The sequence below is a fragment of the Arthrobacter sp. AZCC_0090 genome, assembly GCF_014207375.1.
Taxonomy (GTDB): Bacteria; Actinomycetota; Actinomycetes; order Actinomycetales; family Micrococcaceae; genus Arthrobacter.
The window spans coordinates 18507-43427 of sequence record NZ_JACHEE010000007.1 but is presented as its reverse complement, the minus strand read 5'-3'; the positions used below and the strand labels follow the sequence as shown (position 1 = coordinate 43427).

The following is a 24921-nucleotide window of genomic DNA, read 5'->3' as shown; positions in this document are numbered from 1 at the left end:
ATCGTGGTTCATTAATTCCACTTGTGACAAAGAAGTGACTCAAAAGGAAACTAGATGAAGGCTAGATGAATCATGACAAACGATTTGATTTACCGTGGAGCAGTGGAGCTCGCCGGGCTCCTGCGCTCCCGGGAGGTGTCCGCCGCGGAGGTCCTCGAGGCGCACCTCGAACAGATCGACAAGCTCAACCCGTTGATCAACGCCGTAGTGACCCTCGACGAGGAGGGTGCCAGGGCGGCCGCAGCGGAAGCCGATCGAAAGATTGTGGCCGGGGAGCCGGTGGGGCCACTCCACGGCCTGCCCATCAGCTTCAAGGACACCGCGAATACCGCGGGGATGCGCACCACCTTCGGCCACCCTCAATTCCGGGACTACGTTCCTGCGGAAAACGATCTGCACGTCCAGCGCATCCTCGATGCTGGCGCCATCCGTGTGGGCAAGACCAACGTCCCCGAGTTCGCAGCGGGATCGCACACCTTCAACCGCGTGTTCGGCGCAACGCGCAACCCCTATGACCCGGGCAAATCCGCCGGCGGTAGCAGCGGTGGCGCGGCGGCCGCCCTCGCCGCAGGTTTCCAGCCGATCGCCGACGGCAGCGACATGGGCGGTTCCCTCCGCAACCCGGCGTCGTTCTGCAATGTGGTCGGCCTTCGCCCAACGCCCGGCATGGTCCCCAACACGGACGGCAACAATGTCTTCTTCCCGCTGGGCGTGGCAGGACCCATGGGCCGTACTGCCGCCGACGCTGCGCTGTTGTTTTCGGCCATGACCGGAGCTTCGTCTGATGATCCCCACTCCGTGTTCCTGCCTGAGGCGGGAAGCCCCGCCACCGAGCCGTCTCCAGCGGATTTCGCCGGTCTTCGCATTGCCTTCGCACCGACCCTCGGCGGACGGATCCCGGTGGACCGCGAGGTTCTCGACGTCATTGAGCCACAGGCCGCGGCCCTCGCAGCACTCGGTGCTCACGTCGAACTGGATTGCCCGGACCTCGACGGTTCCGAGCGAGTGTTCCGCGTGCTGCGCGCCGCCGCTTTCGACTCGATGTGGGGCGAGCAGCTTGCCGCGGAACCTGATGCCTTCAACCACTTCCTGGCTGGCAACATCCGCGAAGGCAGCCTGCTGAGTGGCCGCGACGTAGTCCGCGCCGAGGAAGGCATGACCCGCTTGATCCGCAAGGCGGCTGAGTTCTTTGGGCGTTACGACCTGGTGATCGCCCCCGCGTCCCAGGTTGTCCCGTTCGACGTCGATCTCGAATACCCCACCGAGATCGAGGGGCAACAGCTCCAGACCTATCTCGACTGGATGCGTGCCCCGTACCTGTTCACCCCGCTTGGCCTTCCCGCCCTGTCGGTTCCGGCCGGATTCACCCCAGCCGGACTTCCCGTAGGCCTCCAGATGGTGGGGGCACGCGGCAGCGACGCCCGCCTCCTCCGCCTGGCCTCCGCCTTCGAGAAGATCTCCTCTTGCTCATCCGTTCGCCCCCAAGGAGCTGCAGTTCTATGAGCACTACCCTGGCATCCCCCAAGAGGTTGACCATTGCCTCCATCCCCATCGTCGGCATGGTCATCACTCCATTCCTGCCCTTCGTTTCCACACCCACCCTATGGCTGGGCCTCCCCTCGGCGATCGTCTGGATGGCGCTCATGATCGTCGCCACGATCGTTGCCTTGCAGATTATCGAGCACACTTACCTCCGCGAAGGCGGTGCCGAACTCGATCGTCTTGAAGCCGAGCAAAGCGCCTTGGCATGCGCTGCGACAACTAGCGGAGCCACCACCACGAACGAGACAGAGGCCCACTGATGCTTACAGTCGCCATCATCATCGGAATTGTCGGAATCGGCGCACTCGGCGTCGCGGGCCGCCGACGCCAGACCGAACTCTCCACCTGGACAGTCGGCAAGCGGGATTTGCCCCGCTGGACCAGCTGGTTCCTCCAAGCAGGGGAGTCCCTCACCACCTTCAGCTTCCTGGGCCTCGCCGGAATCGCCTTCGGTGGCGGCGTTGCCGCGCTCTTCGCCGTTGCCTATCTGACCATCAACTGCATCGTCCAGTACTTCGTTGTTCCCCGCCAGCGCCAGCTCGGCGCGAACAGGGGTTACCTGACCATGGCGGATTTTTTCCAGGACCGTTTCAATAGCAAGGCCCTAGGCAAGACCGTGGCCGTGGTGGGCGCCGTCTTCCTCATCCCGTACCTGCAACTGCAGATCACCGGACTCGGCTTGATCGTCCAGCTCGCGACCGGCAGCGAATCGGCCCGTGGCTACAGCATGGCCGTGGCGAGCGTGCTGGTGGTCGTCTTCGTCATCTGGGCGGGTATCCGCGGACTCGCCAAGGTGGCGGTCTTCAAGGACTTCGCCATGCTCGCCGCCCTAGTGATCGTACTGGCAGGTGTGGTGGCAGGCATCGGCGGTATCCCGGACATTTTCGCGAAGGTCATGGACACCGCTCCGAGCTACCTCACCATCAGCCGTCCGGGCTTCGACGCCACCTTCTGGGTGACCTCGGTGATCGTGACCAGCATCGGCGCCGGCCTCAACACCTTCCCGCATTTGTGGCCGCCGGTCCTCGCTGCGAAGAGCGGCGCTGTGCTTCGGGACAACGTCAAATGGCTTGCCGTCTACCAGTTCCTGCTGCTCATTCCGATCACTGCCGGAATCGCGGCTACTTTGGTCCTCGACCCCAAGACCAAGGGAAACTTTGTCCTCTTGGGCATCGCCCAGCACACCCTGCCAGAGCCGCTGATCGCTGTGATCGCGATCGGTGGGGCCGCGGCCGCCATGGTCCCGGCAGGTGCAATTGCCATGGGCATCTCCTCGCTTGTCTCGAACAACCTGCTGTCCGTAAAGAACCCCAAGCTGCGCTTCCGGATCAACCACGTGGTGGTCGCTATCGCCGTCGGACTGGCACTGGCTTTCGGTCTCGCGAAATCGGACATCGGCGCGCTCCTGCTGCTCACGTACGGCGGCCTCACGCAGCTCGCTCCCGCCGTCGCCATCGCGATCGGACGCAAAGTCCGCATCGGTGCCGTGCCGGTCAATCTGGGGATTATTGTCGGCACGCTCACGGTAGCCGTCATTACCTTCGGCAACATCCCCACGGGCGGCATCGATTCGGGCCTCATCGCCCTCGCCCCAAACCTTGCGGTACTGGCCGTCGCGGAGCTTATCCGCCGTCGTCGCAATCCGCAGGCGGTCGCCGGGGGAGCAGCCGGCGTCGGGCAATCCTCGCCCGAGCAGCAGCCGGTACACACCGCCGTGGGTATCGAAGCATGACGCAGCAGGCATTCCCCAACCACAAGCAGGAGCACGAAGGTCCGCTCGCCGGCAAGCTCGTCGTCGACCTCTCCCGTGCCCTTGCCGGTCCCCACGCCGGCATGATGCTCGGCGACCTCGGCGCCCGCGTCATCAAAGTCGAGAATCCCGACGGCGGGGACGATACCCGCGGTTGGGGACCGCCCTTCGTCGACACTCCCGAGGGCCGGGAGTCCACGTACTTCCTTTCGTGCAACCGGAACAAGGAGTCCATTCGGCTGGACCTCAAAGCAGCGGAAGGCAAAGCCGCCCTGCGGGAACTGCTGCGCCGGGCCGATGTGCTCGTGGAGAACTTCCGCCCGGGAACGCTGGACCGGCTCGGCTTTGATCCTGCGAGCCTCGAGGAGTTGAATCCGAGACTGGTGGTCCTCGCCATCAGTGGATTCGGCCACGACGGACCCGAGGGGCACCGTGCCGGATACGACCAGATTGCCCAGGGCGAAGCCGGGCTGATGTCCCTGACCGGCTCAGGACCGGAAGACCCGCAGCGGGTCGGCGTGCCGATCGGCGATGTTCTGGCAGGAATCCACGGCGCCTACGGTGTGCTGGCCGCCCTCTTGGAACGCGAGCGGACGGGCCGCGGCCAAGTGGTGCGCACGTCCCTGCTGTCCTCGATCGTCAGCGTGCTCGCTTTCCAGGGCACACGCTGGACCGTGGGTGGCGAAGTGCCGCAGGCCCAAGGCAACCACCATCCCTCGATCGCCCCATACGGACTGTTCCGCTGTGCCGGCGGCGCGGTGCAGATTGCGGTGGGATCCGAAGGCCTGTGGCGCCGTTTCGCGGCGGAGTTCGGCCTCAGCACCGAGGACGGGCGCTGGCAGGACAACCAGTCCCGGGTGGCCCACAAGGCCGAGCTGATCGAAACGATCGAAGCCGCGTTCTCAGTGTCCGACGCCGAGGAGCTGCTCGCGCGGCTCGAAGCGGCCGGGGTGCCGGGAGGCCGGGTCCGTTCCCTGGATGAAGTCTTCGCCTGGGAACAAACCCGCAGCCAGCACCTCGCGCTCGAACTTCAGCACCCCACACTTGGACGTATCGAGGTCCCGGGATCGCCGCTGCGTTTCTTCCAGCCGGACGGCACCGAGACCACCAGGTTGCGTCACTCTGCCCCGCCGAGGCTCGGAGAGCACGACGACGCCGTGCGGGCATGGCTTGATGATGCCGCGTTGCTCGGCTCGGGATCGTCATGACGGCGGTGACTGAGGCCGCCCGTCCCTCGGAGTCCGGCTCCATTGGAACGCGGCAGCGCCGCCTTAGCGGGGCAGAGCTGCTCAACCAGCTTCTCGACGCCGGAAGTTTCCGCAGTTGGGACCGTCCGGTCTCGGCTCCGCCGGGGGCAGACGCCGCATACCTCGCGGACCTGGCCCGGGCCCGGGAGCGCAGCGGTACCGACGAGTCCGTACTTACGGGCGAGGGAACGCTGGATGGACAGCCCGTGGCGGTCCTGGCCAGCGAGTTCGCCTTCCTTGGCGGCTCGATCGGCCGGGCCGCCGCAGAGCGGATCATCGCGGCAATCGACGAGGCCGGCCGTCGTCGGCTGCCCCTCGTTGCCGCTCCCGCGTCAGGGGGAACCCGCATGCAAGAAGGCACCCTCGCCTTCTTGCAGATGGTGCGGATCACGGAGGCGCTCACGGCCTTCAAGAGGCTCGGACTGCCTTACTTGGCCTACCTCCGGCACCCGACCACGGGCGGCGTCTTCGCCTCCTGGGGATCGTTGGGGCATGTCACGGTGGCGGAGCCGGGTGGGCTGGTTGGCTTCCTGGGTCCCAAGGTCTACGCCGGACTCACCGGGCAGGAGTTTCCCGAGGGGGTCCAGCGGAGTGAGCACCTCCTCGCCCATGGAACGGTCGACGCCGTCGTGGATGTGCAGGGATTCAGGAACATTGCCGCTGAGGTGCTGGCGATTCTCGCCGCCCGTGGATCGTGGGAGGACGCCGGGAGATTACCGGGTCAAGCCGCGTCCAGCGGCGACGCTTCCGCTTGGGATTCGGTCTTGCGGACTCGCGACGCCGGGCGTCCCGGCCTGAGCGAATTGCTCGACGGCGGGTTCGGCCGCCTCGTGCGTTTGCACGGCACGGGCCGCGGGGCAACTTCCGCGAGCACCGCCGTCGTGCTGGCTGAGCTGGAAGGCCGGCCCGTCGTCGTCGTTGGCCAGGACCGTGCCGCCCAGCGGGCGGGGAGTGTCCTCGATACTGCCGGGTTGGCCCAGGCTCGCCGGGGCATGCGCCTCGCCGAGGAGCTGGGGCTGCCGCTCGTGACGGTGGTGGATACTCCGGGCGCCGAGCTTTCAGTCCGTGCAGAGGAATCAGCAATCGCGGGTGGGATCGCGGATTGCATTGCGGGGATGCTTGAACTCACCGTGCCAAGCGTTGCCGTGCTCCTCGGTGAGGGGACCGGTGGCGGGGCGCTTGCCATCGCGGCTGCCCGCCGCACGGTGGCGGCCGAGCACGCCTGGCTTGCGCCGCTGCCGCCGGAGGGTGCCAGCATGATCGTGCATGGGGACACGTCCCGGGCGGCCGCGTTGAGCGAACGGCAACGGATCGGAGCACGCACACTCCTCGAAGACGGTGCCGTGGACGAGGTAGTGGGCGAGGGGGAGGGTTTCGCGAAGCGCCTCGCGGAAGCCGCCTCCCGACAGATCGCCGCGCAGCTTTAACCCAACTGACTCGCAGTTGTTGTCGTTTTCAGGCCTGTAAACGACGTTAACTGCGAGTTAGTTGGGTCCGGACGTTGGAGTTAGTGGGTCAGGTCCTTGCCCTTGGTTTCAGGGATCATGAAGGCGAACGCGATTCCGATGGCCAGCAGGATCACGGCGTACACGTTGAACAGGTTGGCTTGGCCGATGCTGCCGAGCCAGGTCTGCAGGTACGGGGCCGTCCCGCCAAATGCAGCAACGCAGATGGAGTACGGGACGCCGACGCCCACGGTGCGGATCTTGGTCGGGAAGAGCTCGGCGTACACGGCCGGGACAATCGAGGCGCTGCCGGCAATGAAGAACAACATCACAGACATCGAAACGGCCAGCTGCCAAGGGGAGTCCTTCAGGAGCCACGTCATGGGGAAGTGCAGCAGGGCGGCACCGGCAGAGCTCACGATCAACACGGGCTTGCGGCCGATGCGGTCGGACAGCTTGCCCCAGAACGGGAGTGAGGCGATGAATGCGACGTTGCCGATGACTCCGGCCCACAGGGCTTCTCCGCGGTCCATCTTGAGGGTGGTTGCCGCGTAGCTCGGCGCCACGACGCCCCAGATGTAGTAGACAACGGTAAGGCCGACGGTCAGCCCGATCACCTGCAGGGCTTGCTTGCGGTATTTGACGATCTGCGGCCACATCGGCTCGCGCTTTTCCTTCGGCGCTTCGGCTTCGAACGCCTCGGTCTCCTTCATCTTGGCCCGCATGACCAAGGCGTAGATGCCCAGGGCGCCGCCCACCAGGAACGGGACGCGCCAGCCCCAGGAGTTCATGTCAGCCTTGCTCAGCACCCCGGTCAGGATGGCGCCCAGCAAGGTTCCGGCAAGGATGCCGGCGGTTCCGGAGGTGTAGATGAGCGTGGACCAGAAACCGCGCTTTTCCTTGGGAGCCATTTCGGACAGGTATGTTTGCGACGACGGCAGCTCGCCACCGTGGGCGAGGCCTTGGATGAGGCGGGCCACCAGGAGCATGACGGAGGCCAGCGTCCCGACAGCCTGGAACGTGGGAGCAATGCCGATCAGCAGGCTGCCGAAGGCGGCCAGGCCGACCGCGATTGTCATGGACGTCTTGCGGCCGATCCTGTCGCCGATCCAACCAAAGACGAAGCCACCGAACGGGCGGGCCACGAATCCGACGGCGAAGATCGCCAGCGTGGAGAGGACCGCCGACGTGGGGTCGGCACTGCTGAAGAGGGCGCTGGCGATGAAGGGCGAGAACGTGGCGTAGATTGCCCAGTCGTACCATTCGACGGCGTTGCCGATGCCGGTGCCGATGAGGGTCCGCAGGTGGGACTTGTGAACCTGAACTGTGGCTGAAGCGCCTACGGTGGCGGTCATGTCTTGCTCCAAGTGGCTGGGGTGGTGGTTGTTAGTTGCTGGCGGCGAGGGTGGCGATGCGGGAGACCGCGAGCTCTGCGTAGAGCGCCGCACCGTCGGACAGGACGCCGTCGTCGAAGGTGGCGTAGGGGGAGTGGTTGAACGGTGAGGTGGTGTGGTCTACACCCTGGGGCACGGCGCTGAGGCCTACGAAGGTTCCAGGCACTTCGGCCAGGACCCGGGAAAAATCTTCCGAGCCGCTCATCGGCGTGGCCCAGCGCGAGAGCCGGGAATCGCCGAACATGCCCGAGATGACGTTCTCGGCAGTGTGTGTCTCGTCCTCGTCGGTGACAGTCATGGGGTATTCGCCGCGGTAGTCGACATCCACTTCCAAGCCATGGCCTGCGGCGATGCCCTTGAGGAGTTGCGGAATCGCGGTCATCATCCGGTCGCGGGAGGCTTCCGAGAAGGTGCGGATGGTGGCTTCGAAGCGGGCGGATTCGGGAATGACATTCCGTTTGGTACCGGCCTGCAGCACGCCAACGGTGAGGACTACCGGATCGAACATGTTAAATTGCCGCGTGATCATGGTCTGCAGCGCGGTCACCATTTCGGCAGCGGCCGTGACTGGGTCCTTGGCCGCGTGGGGCGCTGAACCGTGCCCGCCAGCACCCAGCACGGTGACGAAGAGCCCGTCCGAGGCACTCATCATCACACCCGGCTTGGTGCAGAACTGGCCGTACGGTTCCAGGGAGGAGAACACGTGCATGCCGTAGGCGGCGTCAACGCGGCGGCCTGCAGCGTCCAGGATGCCTTCGCGGATCATGTGGCCGGCCCCGTCGAAGCCTTCCTCGCCCGGCTGGAACATCAGGACGACGTCGCCGGCCAACTGATGGCGCCGTTCGGCCAGCAGGGTGGCGGCTCCGGCGAGCATGGAGGTGTGGAGGTCGTGGCCGCAGGCGTGCATGGCGCCATCGATCTTCGACGAGAACTCGACGCCGGTGCGCTCCTGGACGGGAAGGCCGTCCATATCGGCGCGGAGCAGCACCGTTGGCTTCTGCGCTGAAGCGTGCGGGGCGCCGCCGCGCAACACAGCAGTGACCGACGTCGTGCTCTCACCAAGGGTGATTTCGTACGGGAGTCCGTCGAGCGCCTTGAGCACCTTTTCCTGAGTGCGAGGGAGGTCCAGGCCGATTTCCGGCTCCTGGTGGAGTTCGTGGCGGAACCGCGCGATTTCTCCCTGCATCTCTTTGGCGTCTGCGGCGATCGACATGTGTTCTCCTGTTTCCTGAACGTTTGGTAGGTAGCTATAGCTATTGTGGAGTGATTGGCCTCACAATCTTCAAAACCCCTGAAAAAATTCAGGCGCATGCCAGAATTAACAGGATTCATGCACTGCTAAGGAGGCGATCGCTCATGGAGCTCAGCGAAGAGGACCTCCGGTTGATCAATGCCCTCCAGATCTCGCCGCGGATCAGTTGGTCCGACGCCGCCGCCGTCCTGGACGTCCATGCCACCACGTTGGCCTCCAGATGGGACCGCTTGCGCGAGTCCGGAGCTGCCTGGACCACCGCGCACCTCATGGGCGATCCGAAGAATGCTTGCTTGGCACTGATCGACGTGGACTGCGAGATGCACCGCCGGCCCGAGGTCACAGCCGCGCTCGCGGCGATTCCGGAAGTCATCACGGTTGAGGAAGCCGCCAGCAACCGGGACCTCATGCTGACTGTGATCACCCAAGACCTGGGCGCGTTCAGCACCCGCCTCTTGCCCCAGCTCAAGGAAATCCGGGGGCTCACCAAGTACCGGACCTCGCTCTGCACGCGGATCCATACGAGTGGCTATGCGTGGCGGCTCAACCTGCTGAGCCGGGCGGAGCAGCAGGCGCTGCGTGCCCTTGCCGGGCCGGAAGCCGCCAATCCGTCTGACCCGTACGCAATGGTCACCCCGCTGCCGGAGAGCCACATGGCCCTCCTTCCCTTCCTCGCCCGTGATGGAAGGGCATCCGCCGCGGAGATCGCACGCGCCCTGGGGCGTCACCCCGCCACGGTCCAGCGGCAGTTGGGCCGTGTGCTCGCGAGCCGGATGCTGTCCTTCCGCTGCGAAATCGCCCAGCAATTCTCCGGGTATCCCATCACGTGCCAGTGGTTCGCGAACGTTCCAGCAGGCCAGCACGAGGCCGCGGCTGCGGAGCTACGGGCCGTCAGGAACGTCAGGTTCACGGCCTCCACCACGGGGAGCACTAACTTTGTGATCATCATGTGGCTGCGTTCGCTGGCCGAGGTCATGGAGATGGAACTCGCCATCCAGCAGCGCATTCCCAGGATTGAACTCGTAGAAAGCGTCGTGATGCTGAGCACGGCCAAGCGGGTCGGCTGGATGCTGAACCCAGACTCGACTGCGACCGGCGCCGTCGTACCCACCGCCGCAGGTGAGTTGCTCCCCGCAATGGAATGGACGACGACGGCGTGACTCACCATTGGTGGGTCTGCCCGGCAGTGAGTCAGGTGCGTCGTGCGTTGGGTTCGTGGCCCCAAACTCGTTTGGGCTTCTAGGCTGGGATGATGACAAGCGACGACGCATCAGCGGGCATACTCCAACGCCCCTACCTTTTGGCCACGGTAGGTTCATGCGCCCTGGTGTTCCTTGCCGCCTTCGAATCGATGGCGGTGACCACCATCATGCCGCTGGTAAGCCGTGAACTGAATGGCGCCGGGCTCTACGCGTTGGCCTTCGCCGGGCCTCTCGCCACGGGCGTGATCGGGATGGTAGCAGCAGGGAACTGGGCGGACCGGCGCGGTCCGGCTGCCCCGTTGTACGCTTCCGTGGCCCTGTTCGCAGCAGGACTGCTCATCGCTGGTATCGCGGTTTCCATGCCGATGCTCGTGGCTGGCCGGCTCGTCCAAGGCCTCGGCGGCGGGGCCATGACAATCGCACTCTACGTGGTGATTGCCAGGGTCTACCCCGCCAGGCTGCACGCCCAGGTCTTTGCAGCGTTCTCGGCGGCCTGGGTCATTCCATCGATGATCGGTCCTTTCGCCGCCGGCGTCGTTGCCCAGTTGAGCAGCTGGCACTGGGTTTTCCTTGGCGTCGTGGGCCTGGTGGTTCCGGCGTTGGCGATGATCCTGCCCGCCATGCGGGGCATGCGATCGGCGGAAGGCTCCGACGGAGCCGCCACACACACTCCAAAGTCCGAAGCCAAAGACGTTCCCTGGTCGTTCGGCCGCATGGGATGGGCTGCGCTCGCGGCCCTTGCGGTCCTCGGCCTGAACCTGTCCGGACAGGTGCCTGCCGTGGGTTGGGTGATCGCCGTCGTCGCCCTCGCCATCGCGATGCTGTCGGTGCGGCCGTTGGTCCCTCGCGGGACGCTCCGAGCGGGCCGCGGACTGCCGAGCGTCATCCTGATGCGCGGATTCGCCTCCGCGGCCTTCTTCGGCGCCGAGGTCTACGTGCCGTACCTTCTCACGGATCGATACTCCTTCACGCCAGCGTTCGCCGGGCTCGCCTTGACCGGATCGGCGCTCGCCTGGGCGGGGGCCTCCGGCGTCCAAGGGCGGCTGGGTTCCCGGCTTGGCAATGCCCTGGCGGTCCGGATCGGTTCGGTGTTGGTGCTCGGTGCGATCGCCGTTGTCCTCGTGACTACAGTGTTCGCCTGGCCCGCCGGCGTGGCGATTGCCGGTTGGCTCTTCGCGGGCGCCGGCATGGGCCTGATGTACCCGCGCCTGAGCGTCATGACCCTGGCTCTCTCCAAGCCAGAGGACCAGGGCTTCAACAGTTCGGCGATGTCCATCGCCGATTCCCTGGGAGGCGCCCTCTCGCTCGCCGTGACGGGACTCGTCTTCAGCGCGCTCACGACGACGGCGTCCACTTTCGCCGGGGTCTTCGCACTGACGGCGGGGATCGCCGTCGTCGGGCTCATCATTGCGCCGCGCGTTGCCGGCGGGCGGCCTTTGGGTGCTGAAAGTGCAGGGGCCGCCGAGGCGCGCCGCGCCGACGAAGCGGACGACGTGCGGGCCTAAGACCTTCGGGTGGCCCGGAGCACGCTGTCGATGGTGGTGGCCTGTTGGCCCTCCGGACCGGTCACGACGCGTTCCCGGGAATCGGCGACGTTGATCCGCCACGAGCCGGGGCCGCGCGTGAGCGCCTCCACCAGGTCCTCAGGGGTGAAGAACTTGTCCTTCATGTCCTTGTGCCCGCTCCACGGAGTCAGGCCATCCGGATGATGCCCCACCACCAGCAAAGCCCCGCCGGGGGCCACGGCTGCTGCGGCCGAGGCGAGGGAATCGCGCCACGGAAGAATCGGCGAATGAAGGAACTGGGAGGACACCAGGTCGAAGCCCTCTTCCGGGTGCCACGAGGCGAAGTCCCGTCGCAGCCAAGCGATCCCGTCCTGTATCCCGACGTCGGCGGCATGGGCTGCCGCCCGTTCAAGCGCGACGGCGGAGACATCCACGGCGGTCACCGTCCAGCCATGCTGGGCGAGCCAGATAGCGTCCGCGCCCTCCCCGCAGCCCAGGTCGAGGGCGGTGCCGGGCACCAAACCTGTGGCTTCCGCGATGAGCTGCGGATTGGGATTTCCGCTCCACCTCTTCGCCTTTTCCCGGTACACCTCGTCCCAAAACTGCGCTGCGTCGCCGTCGTGGTGGGTTTCGTTGTGAAGGTGGGCTCCGCCGTCGTGCTGGTGCGTCATGGCTCAAGCCTGCCTTGACGTGCCCCTGTGAGGCAACGGCCGTCCCCACCCAACTGACTCGCAGTTGTTGTCGTTTTCAGCCCCCAAAACGACACCTACTGCGAGCTACTTGGGTAAAAAGGCCCCCGTGGAAAGGCGGGCTGTTCGCGGATGCTAGAATGGATTTACTTGATGTGCAGTGATGCCCGCTTAGTTCCAAATTTGGCTAGTGGGCTTTTTTCATGTGAGAGGCACATCCTGCGTCGATGAACGCGTTTTCTCTGGTCCCGGCCACGGCTTATTGCCTACCGGTCGATCACTGACTTTTTCCTCGGCGAACCCTTGGCCCAACCGGCGTCGGGGGACGATGTCCGTTGGACACCGCCAGAAAGACCCCTGAAACACATGACTACTTTTGCTGCCCTTGGCACGCCCAAGGCCATCGCCGAGTCCCTCGCTGCAGATGGCATCGAAGAAGCTTTCCCCATTCAGGTCAAGACCCTTCCGGATACGCTCGCAGGCCGCGACGTCCTGGGCCGTGGCCGCACCGGCTCCGGTAAGACCATCGCTTTCGCTATCCCGCTCGTGGCACGTCTCGCCGAGCGCGAAGCCAAGCACTTCCGCAAGCCCGGCCGCCCGATGGGCCTGGTCCTCGCACCGACCCGCGAGCTGGCCACCCAGATCAACGCCACCATCGAGCCGCTGGCCAAGGCCATGGGCCTGAACACTACGGTCATCTACGGCGGTATCTCCCAGGCCCGCCAGGAAAAGGCGCTGCGCGCCGGCGTCGACATTGTCATCGCCTGCCCGGGCCGCCTTGAGGACCTCATCCGCCAGCGCATCCTGACGCTCGAAGCCGTCGAGATCACCGTGCTGGACGAGGCCGACCACATGGCCGATCTCGGCTTCCTCCCCGTGGTCAAGAAGCTCATGGACATGACCCCCACCCAGGGACAGCGCCTGCTCTTCTCCGCGACGCTGGACAACGGTGTTGACAAGCTGGTCAACCGTTACCTGTCCAACCCGCTGACCCACTCCGTGGACGACCCCCAGGCCGCGGTCACCACCATGGAGCACCACGTCCTGGTGGTCAACGACCAGACCGTCAAGAAGCAACTGATCGTGGAGCTGGCCTCCGGCGCCGGCCGTCGTGTCCTCTTCATGCGGACCAAGCACCACGCCCGCAAGCTCGCCAAGACGCTGACCGATTGCGGCATCCCCGCCGTCGATCTCCACGGCAACCTGTCGCAGAACGCCCGCGATCGCAACCTCGCCGAGTTCTCAAGTGGCGAGGTCCGGGTCCTGGTGGCCACCGACGTCGCCGCTCGCGGCGTGCACGTCGACGACGTCGAACTCGTCATCCACGTGGACCCGCCCACAGAGCACAAGGCTTACCTGCACCGCTCCGGCCGTACTGCCCGCGCAGGTTCGGACGGCACCGTGGTCACGTTGACGCTGCCCGAGCAGCAGTCCGACGTCAAGAAGCTCATGAAGGCCGCCGGCGTCGACGTCTCGTTCGAGCGCGTCACGGCCAACTCCCCGTTGGTTGCCGAGCTAGTGGGCGAGGTCGCCGACAAGGTTGACCCGCGCACCCGTGCGGCATTGCTCGCGGCGAAGACCCAGCAGCCGGGCGGCGGTACCTCCACCGGTGCCAACGCCCAGCGCAAGCGCAACCGCCGCACCACCCAGGCTGCACCCACCGCGGGTGGCCGTGGTGGTCGCGGTGGGCGTGGCAAGGTTTCGGCCGAGCCGGTGCGCACCGACATCAACCGTGCAGAGCGCCGCGCTGCTGCGAACGACGACGTCGCGCGCAGCTCGCGTGGTCGCGGCAACGCCGCCTCCACTCACCGCAATGACGTTCCGGGTGCACGTGGTCAGGGTGCGCAGAGTAGTCGCAGCGGTCGTCCGGCGACCGGTCAGCGTGCCTCTGGAGGTAACCGCTCGGCGTCGGCTCCGCGCACGGAATCCGCCACGTCCACGCGCAGCACTGGCAACAAGGCTGTCTGGTCCTCGAACACGGGTGGCAACTCCGGTGGCTCGTACGGCTCCGGTTCAGGCAACTCGGGTTCTGGCCGTCCGGCGCGCAGCGGCCCGCGCCGTGCCTCGGCTCCGGCGTCGAACGAGCGCCGCGGCCGCTAATTTCATTCCCGGCGCTCCGGGGGACATGCCCAGCCTTGGTGACAAGGACTGGACATGCTCAGCGTGGGCAGCAAGGAGTGGACGTGTTCCTGATATGTCCATTCCTAGGTTCAAAGAATGGGCATGCGCATTGTCCGCTCGCGAGGTACCCAGCAGGACATGCTCAGCGTGGGTAGCAAGGAGTGGACATATTCCTGATATGTCCACTCGTGGGCTCAAAGAATGGGCATGTCCAGATGGGGTCTACCAGCCGCGCTCGCGCCATTCTGCAAGGTGTGGCCGTTCTGCACCGAGTGTCGTCGGATCTCCATGGCCGGGATGCACCACGGTGTCGTCCGGGTAAGCCTCGAACAGCCGTTCGGTCACGTCGTTCAACAGCGACGTGAATCGCGAAGCATCGCCTTGGGTGTTACCAACGCCTCCGGGGAACAACGAGTCGCCACTGAAAATGTGCGCGGGACCTTCGGGGTCCAGGTACACGTAGGCAATCGAACCCGGAGTGTGGCCGCGCAAATGCACCGCGGTGATGTCGAAACCGTCGAAGTTTCCCACATCTCCATGGCGCAGCTGCACGTCCACGGGCACGGGCAGCGCGTCGGCGTCGTCCACTCCGGCCGAAGTCTTCGCGCCCGTCGCTTCCACCAACCCGGGGAGCGCGCGGACGTGATCCCAGTGCTGGTGCGTCGTGGCGATCAGGGCCAGCTTCGGCGTGGCGCTGGTGTCCGCGGCCGAGTCTTCGATCATCTGTTGGATGGCCGGAAGGTCGTCCGCGGCATCGATCAGGAGCTGCGCGCCGCTTGCCTTGGCAGTGAGCAAGTACACGTTGTTGTCCATCTCGCTGACCGAGATTCTCCGGATGGTGATGTCACGCAGTGAATGAATGAGTGAGTCCATTCGTCCACTCTACGGAAGCCGCCTACGGCTTACCGACTACTCTCGGCCTTGCGAAACCCAGGTGGGATCCGCGGACCGTGAGCCGACGACGGCGTCCGCGGCGCCGTCGAGCGCGTCCAGTTGGGCGGCACTCAACTCAAGCGACAACGCGCCCAGGTTTTCATCGATCCGGTGCGCCTTGCGCGTGCCGGGGATGGGGACCACGCTGAGCGGGAGGCGGCGGCCCTGGGCGAAAAGCCAGGCCAAAGCCACCTGGGCGGGAGTTGCATGCCGGCCGGTGCTTTCGGACAGCTCCGCGGCCACGGAGCGAACCGCGGCAACAACCGCTTGGTTCGCGTCGAGGGCTCCGTCGGCAAATCGGGGGATGCGGTGCCGGAAGTCGTTGTCTCCGAGTTGCTCGGCGCTAACGGTCCCGGTCAGGAACCCCCGGCCAAGCGGCGAATACGGTACGAAGCCCACACCTAGCTCTGCCGCGGTCGGGACGACGTTGCGCTCAACGTCCCGGCTCCAGATGGACCACTCGCTCTGCACGGCGGCGATCGGGTGCACGGCGTTGGCTTCCCTCAGCTCCTCGGCTGTCACTTCTGACAGGCCCAGGTGCCGGACCTTGCCTGCCCGGACAAGTTCCGCCATGGCCTCCACGGTTTCCACAATCGGAACGCGGAGGTCACGGCGGTGCATGTAGTAGAGGTCGATGACGTCGGTGCCGAGGCGGCGGAGGCTCGCTTCCGCCGCTTCGGCCACGTAGGCGGCGTCTCCGCGGACATCGGTATAGCCGTCGCGCGGGTTGCCCACGATTCCGAACTTAGTGGCCAACTGGATCTCGTCGCGCCGGTCCTTCAGGAGATTCGCGATCAGTTCCTCGTTGTCGCCGGCGCCGTAAATGTCAGCGGTGTCAACGAAGCTGATGCCGGCATCCACGGCGTGGTGCAGCGTCTTGAGGGATTCGGCGGGGTCCACCTCGCCATACACGGGAGTCAGCGCCATCCCGCCGAAGCCGAGGGGGCTCACGGTCAGGCCATCGCCGAGTTGCACGTTCATGGTTTCCGGGGTCATGGTGGTTCTCCTTCGCCGAGTGTTCGTCTCATTGCTGGCAACTCCGCGGGGCGGGGGAGTATTCCGCTTGCCGCGTGCTTATGGCCGGGCCGGCTCGGATACTTCCACCGCTTCAGTGCGAAGGGCCTTCAGCCCGGCCGCGCAACCCACGATCCCGGCAATGAACAGCAACTTGAGCGGGCTGGCCGGTTCGACGCCGGTTGCCATCGCCCAGCCGACAGTCAGCGCAGCCCCGATCCCCACCCAGGCGGCGTAGGCCGTGCCGAGGGGAATGCGCTTCACCGCGATGCCGAGGCCGATCATGCTGAGGGTCGCCGTCACGGCGAAGACCACGGTGGGGACGGCTTGGCTGAATCCGTCGGACAGGCCGAGGGCCGTCGCCCACACCGCTTCGAGTACGGCGGAAGCCAGCAAAATGGCCCATGCAAACTTGGCGGCCATCGCTACGCCACTACCTTCAAGTCGACCACGCACACACCGATCCCGGAGAGCAGCAGCAGCCGGGCCGCCGTCGGGCGTTCGACTTTGGTGATCATTGCGTAAGCCGCTGTGAGAACGACGCCGACTCCCACCCACACCGCATACGCGGTTCCGGTCGGGATGGATTGCATCGCGAAGGCCAGGCCTGCGGTGCTCGCAATCACTGATACGACGAAGACGGCGGAGGGCAGAGGTTTGCGGAAGCCGTTGGATCGGTGGAGTGCTGCGGCCCAGACGGCCTCGAGCGCACCCGACAGGATGAGGATTAACCACGACATGACAGATCCTTTGGCCAGTCTTGTCGCGTGCCGGGTACTGAACCGTCGTCCGGAGGTCCCTGTGCGGGCCTTCCTTCGAGGCTAGCAAGCCCGACGTCGGGTGGCCAGCTTTGGTGGCGAGCCTCACCCGAGGCGAGCCTCACCCGAGGGACATGCGCGGTCATGGGCTCAATCAGGGGACATGTCCAACGTGTGGCTCGGCGAGTGGACATATTGCGGACACCATGAGGGACATGTCCAGTGGTGGGCTCAGCGAATGCGCATGTTGGCATTATGTCCAGTGCTCAGACCTAGGAGTGCGCATGCTCCACGCGGTCGATGGAGATGACGGCCAGGAATCCACGGCCCAGGATTTCCGGGCTGCGGGTGTCCGAACCTACTACCGCGTCGTAGCGGTTGAGTTCGACTGGCTCGACGGTCGGCACCGCGGCGGCTTCACCGTCCGAGCTGTCCGCAGGCACAACCGTGTCCGCAGGCTCCGCGCCGGGTGCGACCGAAGCACCAGGCGTGACAGAAGCCTTGCCCTCCAACAGAACGGCCATCTGCCCGTCGAACACCGGGTGTGCGCGCTTCTTGGAGAGCTCGATGATGGACGTGTAGCCCTTGAATTCGCCGGCCCGGGCGATCACGTTGAGGTCCCGGATGTCGCCCGTAGGAAGTGCACTGGAAGAGTCCGCCTCGCCCGAGAACCGGAACGGCCGGTACTTTTCCAGCGGGTGCTCTTCGCCGTCCACCGTGAGCAGCAGCAACTCGCCGTCGATCACCGTGATCACCCGCTCCATGCCCGGGAACGTCGAGAAATCGCCGGCCGATCCGACGTCGGCGATACTCACGCGCCAATCCCACGCTCCGTCCTGGGCGGATGCCGCTTTCGGATGGCTGGCCAGTTCGCGGGTCACCCCGCCGCCGTTGCGCCACGGTTCAGGTCTGAGCTCGGCAAAACGGATGATCTCCATATGCTTCAGCCTAGCCCGAGCCCGCCGTTAGCCTGGGCAACGCCCGCGTAACATCGGCGCAACCTTGGCGCGGTTCAACAATCCCGGAGGCGCTTGCTAACGTCGTAGTGAGATAAAGGGTTGGAGGCGCGGAATGTTCGTTAAAGTGTGTGGCTTGAGCACGCCTGAGTCCGTGCAAGCCGCCGTCGAGTCCGGCACAGATGCCGTGGGTTTCGTGCTGACGAAGAGCCCGCGCGAGGTATCGCCCGATCGTGCCCGAGACTTGCTGATCCATGTGCCCGAAGGTGTCGCCGCCGTCGGAGTTTTCCGCCACGAGGCCGCCGTCGACGCCGTCGCAACCGCCCGTCAGGCCGGCCTTGAATGGGTCCAGCTGCACGGAAGCCGCTCGCCGGAAGACGTCAAGACCGTGCACGACGCCGGCATGCGGCTGATCAGGGCCGTCACCATGGGCGCCGCGCCGGAGGAGTTCGACGAATGGGGCGAGGAACTGCTCCTGATCGACGCCGCTGTGCCGGGTTCGGGTGAGGCGTGGGACTATTCCTCGGTCCGAAAACTGGGCCTGGGTGGGCGCAAATGGCTGTTGGCCGGAGGGTTGACCCCGTCCAACGTCGGAGTCGCAGCGCGTGAAGCCGAAGCCTGGGGCGTCGACGTGTCCAGCGGCGTGGAGTCGTCCCGCGGCGTGAAGGACCTCGACCTGGTGCGTGCCTTCGTCAAGGCCGCCAAAGCCTAACGGCCCCACCCACAATCGCTCGCTCACCTTTGGCGCTTTTTCCACAATCGCTCCTGCACCTTTGGCGCCTTTTCCACAATCGCTCGCTCACCTTTGGCGCTTTTTCCACAATCGCTCCTGCACCTTTGGCGCCTTTTCCACAATCGCTCGCTCACCTTTGGCGCCTTTTCCACAAACGCTCCTGCACCTTTGGCGCCTTTTTGGCGTGACCCTCCTGCAGTGATGTGAGCGGGCGTCGCAAGAATCTCTTGACAGCCGCCGTCCGGCGTCGCATATTTAACACTTCAGCTAATTAGCCGAATGGTTAAATACGAAGGCGCCAACGATGTCCACAGATCGGCTCAGTCTCATCTTCTCGGCACTGGCCGACCCGACCCGAAGGGCCATCCTGGCTCGGCTGTCGGAGGGCGAAGCCACCGTGAAGGAGCTTGCCGAACCGTTCGCCATCAGCCTTCCCGCGGTCTCGCGGCACCTCAAAGTCCTGGAAGCCGCAGGGCTGATCAGCCGGAGCCGGAATGCACAATGGAGGTCTTCCAAATTGGAAGTGGAACCACTGCGCGAAGCCACTGAATGGATGGACAAGTACAGGCGGTTCTGGGATGCGAGCTTTATCCGCCTCGATGCCCACTTACGCAAGATTCAGCACGATTCAAAGGATCCAGGAGTCAAGCAATGAACACGGAACAGCACATTCTCACCATGACCCGCGAGTTCGATGCCCCACGCGAACTCGTCTTCGAGGCCTTCATGGACCCCGATCAGCTCGCGGCCTGGTTTGGGCCAGTAGGTGTTGATTCGCCGCGCAACCGGATTGTCGTCGAACCCAGGGTGGGTGGTGCATGGCAGCTCGTCATGACCTGGGATGAGGACGGCACTGCGAAGGAATCACCCATCGACGCCGTTATCACCGCCTATGATCCGCCCGCCCTGCTGGTCGCCACCCAGAAAGCAGAGCCCGACGCCGGGATCACGCTCTTGCTGGAAATGCGCCTCGAGTTCGAGGTACTGGATGGCAGTCGGACGCGGCTTCACCTCACCCAGGGCCCCTTCGACTCTGATGAATGGGTGGAAATGACCCGTGAGGGGTGGGGCACGTCGTTCACCAAGCTGGACACTTTGCTGGTGCGGGCATAGGGAAGCTGGCTGGAGGCGCCCGAAGTCAACTTGGAAGGTCGGGGGCCATTCGGGCTACACTCCACGGCGGGGACAGAATGCCATTGCCTCCGGGGACGGAACGGTTCCGGAGGCAGACGATCAAGCAGAATGCGACCTTTGAAAATCCTTGCTCAACCTCTTTACGGCCCTATCCGATACCTGACAATCGCCTTTTTTGCCGCTTTGGCATTGTCTGGCTGCTCATCGCAGGCAGGCACCGCCTCGGCGGGCACGCCGTCGCCCTCTTCTGTGGGCGATTCCGCATCCGCAAGCCCGACTCCGTCGTCGGGGCCCTTTGGGGGCTTCGCTTCGGCAGCCGAAATGTGCTCCACCATCTCTAAAGAAGCTACGGGAGCTTCGTTGCTGCCAATGTCTGCGGCGCAGGGAAAGACCGCCGAGCTGGAGCAATACAAGGCCGAACTCACCGCCACGGCAGAGCGCGTCCCGGAAGGTCTCAAAGCCGATTTCACCAACTTGAAGGACACTGCGTTTGCAGGTTTGAAGGACCAAACGGTCTACTCAAGCGGCAAGTTCGAAAAAGCGATGGCTCCCGTTACGGCTTGGCTGAGCGCTAACTGCAAGTAGTCCGTAGCCCGCAGCCCCCGCGGGCGCTGGCCGGGCTTTGGAGCTCACATAAGTGAGTGAGCGCCCGCGAAAAAAGGCGACATAAGTGAGCGAGCGCTGCGGGGAAACCCGGCGGTGCAACGCTCGCTCACTTTTAGGCCGAAAATTAGGCGCCCTCCTTCAGATCTTCATCTGCAGGAGGGCGCCGCCGCTTGCCCACATAAGTGAGTGAGCGCCCGGCAAAAGGGGCACATAAGTGAGCGGGGATCGGAAGATCAGGGGGATCTCAGGGCGAACCCCTAGGCCCCGGACGCGACCTCCAAGGGACAATGGAAGATATGAAAACGCTGCTCAACATCATCTGGCTCGTCTGCGGTGGCTTCGTCCTGGCCTTGGGATATTTCATGGCCGGAATTGTTTGTTGCTTGTTGATCGTCACCATCCCGTGGGGCATCGCGTCGTTCCGGATTGCCTCGTACACGTTGTGGCCGTTCGGACGCACAATCATCGAAAAGCCCGGCGGGGGAGGCATCTTCCCCCTCCTAGGCAACGTCATCTGGTTGCTGGTCGCGGGCATCTGGATCGCGATCGGGCACGTGGTGACGGCCTTCGCCATGGCCATCACCATCATCGGGATCCCGCTGGCCATCGCCAACCTGAAGCTCATCCCGGTATCGCTCATGCCGCTAGGCAAGCAGATCGTGCCTAGCAACCGCCCGTTCGTCAGCACCTACCGCTAGCCCTACCGGCGCGTCGGGCATCAGGCGCCATGGACTGTTCCGGAGTAGCGTAGGCCGTGTCTGCACTGCCTCCCGTCGAAAGGAACAGTCCATGTCCGCCGCCAGGAACACTGTTGCCAAGAATATCGTCGCCACCCTCAAAGCCAACAACGTCCAGCGCGTCTACGGGATCCCCGGAGATTCGCTGAATGGATTCACGGACGCGCTCAGGGAAGAAGACAGCATCCGCTGGGTTCACGTCAGGCATGAGGAAGCCGCTGCGCTGGCGGCTGCGGCCGAGGCAGGGCTCACCGATGAACTGGCAGTGTGCGCCGGATCCTGCGGCCCTGGCAACTTGCACCTGATCAATGGGCTTTACGATGCGAATAAGTCCAGGGTTCCCGTGTTGGCCATCGCCGCGCACATTCCCAGTGAAGAGATTGGCAGCCAGTACTTCCAGGAGACGCATCCCCAGGAGCTGTTCCGGGAATGCAGCGTCTATGTCGAGCACGTCGCCCATCCTTCCCAGATGCCCAGGGTCTTGGAAATCGCCATGCGGACTGCGGTCGAGAAGCGGGGTGTCGCCGTCGTCGTGATTCCGGGCGACGTTGCCCTCGCGGAGGCGCAGAGCAACAGGACCGCGGTGATCCGGGCCGCCAGGCCCGAGATCCGGCCCAACAGCCAGGAGCTCGCAGAGGCAGCGGACATTCTCAACGCGGCCGGCAAAGTCACTATCCTCGCCGGCGCCGGCACAGCGGGTGCGCACGCGGAGGTCATGGCGTTGGCGGACGCGTTGGGGGCGCCCATCGTCCACGCGATGCGCGGCAAGGAACACATCGAATACGACAACCCTTTCGACGTCGGCATGACCGGCCTTTTGGGGTTCAGTTCCGGCTACCGCGCGATGGAAAGCTGCGAGGCCTTGCTCATGCTGGGCACCGATTTTCCGTACCAGCAGTTCTACCCGGAGAACGCCAAGATCATCCAGGTGGATATCAGGGGCGAGCAGCTCGGCAGGCGCGCCCGAATTGACCTTGGACTCCTGGGCACGGTCAAGGACACTGCGGCGTCCCTGCTGCCTTTGATCGAGCGCAAGGCGAAGAGAACACACCTGAGTGCTTCGCTCAAGCACTACGCCAAGTCGCGCGCCAAACTCGATGACCTGGCCACTCCGGCCAAGGATGGCCAGCCCATTCATCCGCAGTTCGTGGGCAGGCTGGTGGATGAATTGGCGGCCCCGGACGCCGTTTTCACGTGCGACGTCGGGTCCCCCACGGTGTGGGCCGCCCGCTATCTGACCATGAACGGCCGACGCCGGCTGCTCGGCTCGTTCAACCACGGAACCATGGCCAATGCCCTATCGCATGGAATCGGCGCGGCCGCAGCGTACCCCGGGCGCCAGGTAGTGGCCCTGGCCGGCGACGGCGGCCTGACCATGCTGCTGGGCGAACTGATCACCTTGGTGCAGAACAAGCTCCCCGTCAAAGTGGTGGTCTTCAACAACTCCTCGCTGAACTTCGTGGAGCTCGAAATGAAGGCCGCGGGCTTCGTCAACTTCGGCACGGACTTGGAGAACCCGGATTTCGCCAAGCTCGCTGAATCACTGGAAATCCGTGGCATCCGGGTGGACAACTCCTCCGGGCTGAAAGAGGGACTCGCTGAAGCCCTCGCCCACGACGGTCCCGCGCTGATCGATGTCCGTACAGCCCGGCAGGAACTGTCCATTCCGCCGGCCATCAGCGCCGAACAGGTCAAAGGATTCACGCTCTACGCGATCCGTACCGTCCTCTCCGGCCGTGGCGACCAGCTCATCGACCTCGCGAAAACCAACATCCGCCAGATTTTCTGAGCGGACGCGAGTTACTCTCCCGGGGCCGCTCGCAGCCGAGGAGGCTTATGGTTACTGCCATGGGCAATCGAAATCCGGAAGTGGACACCTGGCTTCAGCAGTACGACAACCCGCACCGCCAATTGCTCGCCCAAATCAGGGAATTCATCCTCGGCGTAGACTCGCGCTTGTCCGAAGCCATCAAATGGCAGGCGCCCACCTTCATTTACAAGGGAAACATTGCCTCATTCTTCCCGCGATCAAAGAAAAATGTCACCCTGATGTTCCACCAGGGTGCATCGCTCGCGGATGAGCTGGGCCTGCTGGAGGGCGACGGCGAAGTCTCCCGCGTTGCGCGGTTTGTGGACGACGCCGATTTCGAAGCAAAGAAGCCGGCGCTCGAAGCCGTGATCCTGGGTTGGATTAAGGATAAGGGCTAGCCGCGAGGGGTCACGGGGTCCTCCGGGCCGTGATGAGCGCTCAGGGTCGCCGAAACGCACCGTCCCTCAACAGGGCGACAGCGAGCCCGGCGTCGAGTTCGGCGGCGATCTCGACGTCGTCGGCGTAACCTGCGCCGATCAACTCCCGGCCGCTAGAGCAGCCTTGCAGGGCTTCGCGGAGCCGGGGCTCGGCAGCGTTGAAAACTGCCATGGCGGCCTCGGCCTCCGGCGAAAAACCTTCCCTGCCGTCCTCCGGAGTGAAGCCGCCCCGGCCCGCGGCCGCGAGCCCGGCAATGAAGGCGCCGGCCCCGATCTGATCCTCCACAGCGGGCCGGAGCGAACCGCCGGGCCATCGCTCACCGGCTGCGATCACCGCCACGACGGCGTCAGGGGACAGCTCGGCCGCCACCCAATCCGCGGTGGCGGCCGCATTGCGCAGTGACACGGCCGCGATGAGCGGAACATCCCGGGCGAGCTCGTAGGCAAGGGCCGAACCGTTGGGCGAAGGCAGCACCACGCGGCTCAAGGTCCGCGCGCGGCGGAGGCTCGACGGCGAGAGGTTCAGTCCGCCCCCGCCTCGCGGACCGGCCAGCTGCGCACCTTGGTGGGCGGCGAATTCCTCCGCTCCCGCGTCCATCCACGGGTAGGGGAAGACCATGGCGCCGCGGTCGACGGCGACGCTCACGCACGTGGTGAAGGAGAGGACGTCAACCACAACGGCAAGATCGGCTCCAGACGCTATGGCGCGGGCGCCGTCGAGCCCCCATTCAAACCTCACCGCGAACGGAAGCTGCCGATGCACCGTCCCCGCCGTGGTCATGACAGTTCGGCCTCCAGGTTGCGTCGAGCGGCGTCCAGCCATAGGCCCTTGGCACGTTCGCTGTGGAAGAGCGGATCCAGGGCGAGCAACTGGCGAACCACCGCGGACCGGCCGGCGGCGAAGTCGGCATCGCTGACGTGGGCGTAATCCTCGCGGACAGCCGTCAAATAGCGGGCGTAAGGCGCGGGTTCCGCACCGAGGATGGAGAGATCGGCGTCGCACAGGAGGGCGCCGGCATGATCGTCCGGCGCGGGGCTGTGCGTCGAGGTCAGCCTGACGAGCCGGGCCACCTCATCGATCACCGGCTCAGGCAGGCCTGCAATGGCGAGCCGGTCCTCGGCCAATTTGGCCGATTGCTCTTCATCCTGCCCGGCGATTCCCTCATAGACAGCGTCGTGGAACCACGCGGCCAAGGTTACCGAGCGCGCGGGAAGCGCGGGGTCAGTGAGGACGTCCAGGGCTTCGAGGACCGCCAACAAATGCGTGCGGCTGTGATACTTCCGGTGTTCTTCGCCCCAGCGTTCCAGGAGCTCGAAACCTAGCTCCTCATGTCCCGGGAGCGTTGAATTCCAGCGCTCCAGCAGGGGCACAGTGAGCGCTTTGCTCCGGTCCCGGGCGGGGATCCGCAAACCACTCGCAATTAGTTTGCGGACCAGAACGCGGGCCTCCACGGGGATGGCTCCGGCGGACAGGAGATCCTGGTAGCGGCGCTCCGGGACGTCGTAGTGGTCGCCGTCGAAGGCACGCTCGGGGATCCCTGCGGCCGCGGCAAAGGCATGCAGTTCCTCGAGCGATGCGTCCGAGACGAGGTGGGAAAACACCGTCCCGTGCGCGGGCCACAGCGGCGGATCAACGTAGACGGCCATGGCCTGTGC

Annotated in this window: 26 protein-coding genes and 1 riboswitch; of the genes, 15 read left to right on the top strand and 11 right to left on the bottom strand. The window is 65.1% G+C overall.

Annotation, left to right across the window (positions count from 1 at the left end):
- Window positions 1-72: 72 nt before the first annotated feature.
- Genes HNP00_RS12465 through HNP00_RS12445 form a run of 5 tightly spaced genes read left to right on the top strand, consistent with a single transcriptional unit; the run spans window position 73 to window position 5966 of the window.
- On the top strand, window positions 73-1503 hold the full coding sequence (locus HNP00_RS12465; RefSeq protein WP_184739517.1) for an amidase family protein: 1431 nt from the start codon (window positions 73-75) through the stop codon (window positions 1501-1503).
- A complete protein-coding gene (locus tag HNP00_RS12460; RefSeq protein ID WP_184739515.1) occupies window positions 1500-1802 on the top strand; it encodes a hypothetical protein in 303 nt (100 codons plus the stop codon). Before HNP00_RS12465 ends, HNP00_RS12460 begins: the two co-directional genes overlap by 4 nt.
- Entirely contained in the window at window positions 1802-3274 is a 1473-nt protein-coding gene (locus HNP00_RS12455; RefSeq protein ID WP_260404948.1) for a sodium:solute symporter, read from the top strand. Before HNP00_RS12460 ends, HNP00_RS12455 begins: the two co-directional genes overlap by 1 nt.
- Window positions 3271-4500 carry a CaiB/BaiF CoA-transferase family protein gene (locus HNP00_RS12450; protein ID WP_184739514.1) on the top strand — a complete coding sequence of 410 codons (1230 nt, stop codon included), beginning with the start codon at window positions 3271-3273 and terminating at the stop codon, window positions 4498-4500. The genes HNP00_RS12455 and HNP00_RS12450 overlap by 4 nt, the downstream gene beginning before the upstream one ends.
- Window positions 4497-5966 carry a carboxyl transferase domain-containing protein gene (locus HNP00_RS12445; RefSeq protein WP_184739512.1) on the top strand — a complete coding sequence of 490 codons (1470 nt, stop codon included), beginning with the start codon at window positions 4497-4499 and terminating at the stop codon, window positions 5964-5966. Before HNP00_RS12450 ends, HNP00_RS12445 begins: the two co-directional genes overlap by 4 nt.
- 80 nt (window positions 5967-6046) lie before the next feature.
- On the opposite strand, the gene HNP00_RS12440 is transcribed toward HNP00_RS12445, so the two are convergent.
- Entirely contained in the window at window positions 6047-7339 is a 1293-nt protein-coding gene (locus tag HNP00_RS12440; RefSeq protein WP_184739510.1) for an MFS transporter, read from the bottom strand.
- Between the two features lie 31 nt (window positions 7340-7370).
- The gene (locus HNP00_RS12435; protein ID WP_184739508.1) at window positions 7371-8591 is read right to left on the bottom strand and encodes a M20 family metallopeptidase; all 1221 of its coding nucleotides are present in this window, start codon (window positions 8589-8591) and stop codon (window positions 7371-7373) included.
- A 143-nt stretch (window positions 8592-8734) separates the two neighbouring features.
- Between HNP00_RS12435 and HNP00_RS12430 the strand changes: the two genes are divergently transcribed.
- On the top strand, window positions 8735-9790 hold the full coding sequence (locus HNP00_RS12430; protein WP_184739506.1) for an Lrp/AsnC family transcriptional regulator: 1056 nt from the start codon (window positions 8735-8737) through the stop codon (window positions 9788-9790).
- A gap of 92 nt (window positions 9791-9882) precedes the next feature.
- On the top strand, window positions 9883-11337 hold the full coding sequence (locus HNP00_RS12425; RefSeq protein WP_184739504.1) for an MFS transporter: 1455 nt from the start codon (window positions 9883-9885) through the stop codon (window positions 11335-11337).
- On the opposite strand, the gene HNP00_RS12420 is transcribed toward HNP00_RS12425, so the two are convergent.
- A complete protein-coding gene (locus tag HNP00_RS12420; protein ID WP_184739502.1) occupies window positions 11334-12008 on the bottom strand; it encodes a cyclopropane-fatty-acyl-phospholipid synthase family protein in 675 nt (224 codons plus the stop codon). The two genes, HNP00_RS12425 and HNP00_RS12420, sit on opposite strands and share 4 nt — an antisense overlap.
- Before the next feature lie 384 nt (window positions 12009-12392).
- On the opposite strand from HNP00_RS12420, the gene HNP00_RS12415 reads away from it, so the two are divergent.
- Complete coding sequence (locus tag HNP00_RS12415) at window positions 12393-14126, top strand: DEAD/DEAH box helicase (protein ID WP_184739501.1); 1734 nt, start codon at window positions 12393-12395, stop codon at window positions 14124-14126.
- Between the two features lie 243 nt (window positions 14127-14369).
- On the opposite strand, the gene HNP00_RS12410 is transcribed toward HNP00_RS12415, so the two are convergent.
- The 5 genes from HNP00_RS12410 to HNP00_RS12390 form a co-directional block, all read right to left on the bottom strand.
- Window positions 14370-15020 carry an MBL fold metallo-hydrolase gene (locus tag HNP00_RS12410; RefSeq protein ID WP_184739498.1) on the bottom strand — a complete coding sequence of 217 codons (651 nt, stop codon included), beginning with the start codon at window positions 15018-15020 and terminating at the stop codon, window positions 14370-14372.
- 36 nt (window positions 15021-15056) lie between these two features.
- The gene (locus HNP00_RS12405; RefSeq protein ID WP_184739496.1) at window positions 15057-16076 is read right to left on the bottom strand and encodes an aldo/keto reductase; all 1020 of its coding nucleotides are present in this window, start codon (window positions 16074-16076) and stop codon (window positions 15057-15059) included.
- 78 nt (window positions 16077-16154) lie between these two features.
- Window positions 16155-16517, bottom strand: coding sequence for a multidrug efflux SMR transporter (locus HNP00_RS12400; RefSeq protein ID WP_184739494.1), 363 nt, complete (start codon window positions 16515-16517; stop codon window positions 16155-16157).
- Between the two features lie 2 nt (window positions 16518-16519).
- Window positions 16520-16834, bottom strand: coding sequence for a multidrug efflux SMR transporter (locus HNP00_RS12395; protein WP_184739492.1), 315 nt, complete (start codon window positions 16832-16834; stop codon window positions 16520-16522).
- Window positions 16835-16843: 9 nt separating this feature from the next.
- A riboswitch (guanidine-III (ykkC-III) riboswitch) is annotated at window positions 16844-16909 on the bottom strand.
- 215 nt (window positions 16910-17124) lie between these two features.
- Window positions 17125-17790: a HutD family protein gene (locus HNP00_RS12390; protein WP_184739490.1), complete on the bottom strand. Its 666-nt coding sequence runs from the start codon at window positions 17788-17790 to the stop codon at window positions 17125-17127.
- A gap of 133 nt (window positions 17791-17923) precedes the next feature.
- Here HNP00_RS12390 and HNP00_RS12385 point away from each other — a divergent pair, with 133 nt between their 5' ends.
- The 3 genes from HNP00_RS12385 to HNP00_RS12375 all read left to right on the top strand — a co-directional run bounded on the left by HNP00_RS12385 (window position 17924) and on the right by HNP00_RS12375 (window position 19654).
- Complete coding sequence (locus HNP00_RS12385; RefSeq protein ID WP_184739489.1) at window positions 17924-18520, top strand: phosphoribosylanthranilate isomerase; 597 nt, start codon at window positions 17924-17926, stop codon at window positions 18518-18520.
- Between the two features lie 325 nt (window positions 18521-18845).
- A complete protein-coding gene (locus tag HNP00_RS12380; protein ID WP_184739487.1) occupies window positions 18846-19196 on the top strand; it encodes a helix-turn-helix transcriptional regulator in 351 nt (116 codons plus the stop codon).
- Window positions 19193-19654 (top strand): SRPBCC domain-containing protein, encoded by a 462-nt coding sequence (locus tag HNP00_RS12375; RefSeq protein ID WP_184739485.1) that lies wholly within the window; start codon window positions 19193-19195, stop codon window positions 19652-19654. The genes HNP00_RS12380 and HNP00_RS12375 overlap by 4 nt, the downstream gene beginning before the upstream one ends.
- 161 nt (window positions 19655-19815) lie before the next feature.
- On the opposite strand, the gene HNP00_RS23330 is transcribed toward HNP00_RS12375, so the two are convergent.
- Window positions 19816-20010 carry a hypothetical protein gene (locus HNP00_RS23330; protein ID WP_260404947.1) on the bottom strand — a complete coding sequence of 65 codons (195 nt, stop codon included), beginning with the start codon at window positions 20008-20010 and terminating at the stop codon, window positions 19816-19818.
- Between the two features lie 34 nt (window positions 20011-20044).
- On the opposite strand from HNP00_RS23330, the gene HNP00_RS23325 reads away from it, so the two are divergent.
- The 4 genes from HNP00_RS23325 to HNP00_RS12355 all read left to right on the top strand — a co-directional run bounded on the left by HNP00_RS23325 (window position 20045) and on the right by HNP00_RS12355 (window position 23226).
- Complete coding sequence (locus HNP00_RS23325; RefSeq protein ID WP_260404946.1) at window positions 20045-20260, top strand: hypothetical protein; 216 nt, start codon at window positions 20045-20047, stop codon at window positions 20258-20260.
- A 317-nt stretch (window positions 20261-20577) separates the two neighbouring features.
- Window positions 20578-20979 (top strand): YccF domain-containing protein, encoded by a 402-nt coding sequence (locus HNP00_RS12365; RefSeq protein ID WP_184739481.1) that lies wholly within the window; start codon window positions 20578-20580, stop codon window positions 20977-20979.
- Window positions 20980-21070: 91 nt separating this feature from the next.
- A complete protein-coding gene (gene poxB, locus HNP00_RS12360) occupies window positions 21071-22807 on the top strand; it encodes a ubiquinone-dependent pyruvate dehydrogenase (RefSeq protein WP_184739479.1) in 1737 nt (578 codons plus the stop codon).
- Between the two features lie 59 nt (window positions 22808-22866).
- Complete coding sequence (locus HNP00_RS12355; protein ID WP_184739477.1) at window positions 22867-23226, top strand: DUF1801 domain-containing protein; 360 nt, start codon at window positions 22867-22869, stop codon at window positions 23224-23226.
- Between the two features lie 40 nt (window positions 23227-23266).
- On the opposite strand, the gene HNP00_RS12350 is transcribed toward HNP00_RS12355, so the two are convergent.
- Both HNP00_RS12350 and HNP00_RS12345 read right to left on the bottom strand, forming a co-directional pair.
- Entirely contained in the window at window positions 23267-24046 is a 780-nt protein-coding gene (locus HNP00_RS12350) for a 2-phosphosulfolactate phosphatase (protein ID WP_184739475.1), read from the bottom strand.
- Window positions 24043-24912 carry a DUF4031 domain-containing protein gene (locus tag HNP00_RS12345; RefSeq protein WP_184739473.1) on the bottom strand — a complete coding sequence of 290 codons (870 nt, stop codon included), beginning with the start codon at window positions 24910-24912 and terminating at the stop codon, window positions 24043-24045. The genes HNP00_RS12350 and HNP00_RS12345 overlap by 4 nt, the downstream gene beginning before the upstream one ends.
- Between the last annotated feature and the right edge of the window lie 9 nt (window positions 24913-24921).

Bases quoted from the DNA above. Each gene is read 5' to 3' on its own strand.
- HNP00_RS12465 (WP_184739517.1), top strand. From the start codon at position 73: ATGACAAACGATTTGATTTACCGTGGAGCAGTGGAGCTCGCCGGGCTC.
- HNP00_RS12460 (WP_184739515.1), top strand. From the start codon at position 1,500: ATGAGCACTACCCTGGCATCCCCCAAGAGGTTGACCATTGCCTCCATC.
- HNP00_RS12455 (WP_260404948.1), top strand. From the start codon at position 1,802: ATGCTTACAGTCGCCATCATCATCGGAATTGTCGGAATCGGCGCACTC.
- HNP00_RS12450 (WP_184739514.1), top strand. From the start codon at position 3,271: ATGACGCAGCAGGCATTCCCCAACCACAAGCAGGAGCACGAAGGTCCG.
- HNP00_RS12445 (WP_184739512.1), top strand. From the start codon at position 4,497: ATGACGGCGGTGACTGAGGCCGCCCGTCCCTCGGAGTCCGGCTCCATT.
- HNP00_RS12440 (WP_184739510.1), bottom strand. From the start codon at position 7,339: ATGACCGCCACCGTAGGCGCTTCAGCCACAGTTCAGGTTCACAAGTCC.
- HNP00_RS12435 (WP_184739508.1), bottom strand. From the start codon at position 8,591: ATGTCGATCGCCGCAGACGCCAAAGAGATGCAGGGAGAAATCGCGCGG.
- HNP00_RS12430 (WP_184739506.1), top strand. From the start codon at position 8,735: ATGGAGCTCAGCGAAGAGGACCTCCGGTTGATCAATGCCCTCCAGATC.
- HNP00_RS12425 (WP_184739504.1), top strand. From the start codon at position 9,883: ATGACAAGCGACGACGCATCAGCGGGCATACTCCAACGCCCCTACCTT.
- HNP00_RS12420 (WP_184739502.1), bottom strand. From the start codon at position 12,008: ATGACGCACCAGCACGACGGCGGAGCCCACCTTCACAACGAAACCCAC.
- HNP00_RS12415 (WP_184739501.1), top strand. From the start codon at position 12,393: ATGACTACTTTTGCTGCCCTTGGCACGCCCAAGGCCATCGCCGAGTCC.
- HNP00_RS12410 (WP_184739498.1), bottom strand. From the start codon at position 15,020: ATGGACTCACTCATTCATTCACTGCGTGACATCACCATCCGGAGAATC.
- HNP00_RS12405 (WP_184739496.1), bottom strand. From the start codon at position 16,076: ATGACCCCGGAAACCATGAACGTGCAACTCGGCGATGGCCTGACCGTG.
- HNP00_RS12400 (WP_184739494.1), bottom strand. From the start codon at position 16,517: ATGGCCGCCAAGTTTGCATGGGCCATTTTGCTGGCTTCCGCCGTACTC.
- HNP00_RS12395 (WP_184739492.1), bottom strand. From the start codon at position 16,834: ATGTCGTGGTTAATCCTCATCCTGTCGGGTGCGCTCGAGGCCGTCTGG.
- HNP00_RS12390 (WP_184739490.1), bottom strand. From the start codon at position 17,790: ATGGAGATCATCCGTTTTGCCGAGCTCAGACCTGAACCGTGGCGCAAC.
- HNP00_RS12385 (WP_184739489.1), top strand. From the start codon at position 17,924: ATGTTCGTTAAAGTGTGTGGCTTGAGCACGCCTGAGTCCGTGCAAGCC.
- HNP00_RS12380 (WP_184739487.1), top strand. From the start codon at position 18,846: ATGTCCACAGATCGGCTCAGTCTCATCTTCTCGGCACTGGCCGACCCG.
- HNP00_RS12375 (WP_184739485.1), top strand. From the start codon at position 19,193: ATGAACACGGAACAGCACATTCTCACCATGACCCGCGAGTTCGATGCC.
- HNP00_RS23330 (WP_260404947.1), bottom strand. From the start codon at position 20,010: ATGGTGGAGCACATTTCGGCTGCCGAAGCGAAGCCCCCAAAGGGCCCC.
- HNP00_RS23325 (WP_260404946.1), top strand. From the start codon at position 20,045: ATGTCTGCGGCGCAGGGAAAGACCGCCGAGCTGGAGCAATACAAGGCC.
- HNP00_RS12365 (WP_184739481.1), top strand. From the start codon at position 20,578: ATGAAAACGCTGCTCAACATCATCTGGCTCGTCTGCGGTGGCTTCGTC.
- poxB (WP_184739479.1), top strand. From the start codon at position 21,071: ATGTCCGCCGCCAGGAACACTGTTGCCAAGAATATCGTCGCCACCCTC.
- HNP00_RS12355 (WP_184739477.1), top strand. From the start codon at position 22,867: ATGGGCAATCGAAATCCGGAAGTGGACACCTGGCTTCAGCAGTACGAC.
- HNP00_RS12350 (WP_184739475.1), bottom strand. From the start codon at position 24,046: ATGACCACGGCGGGGACGGTGCATCGGCAGCTTCCGTTCGCGGTGAGG.
- HNP00_RS12345 (WP_184739473.1), bottom strand. From the start codon at position 24,912: ATGGCCGTCTACGTTGATCCGCCGCTGTGGCCCGCGCACGGGACGGTG.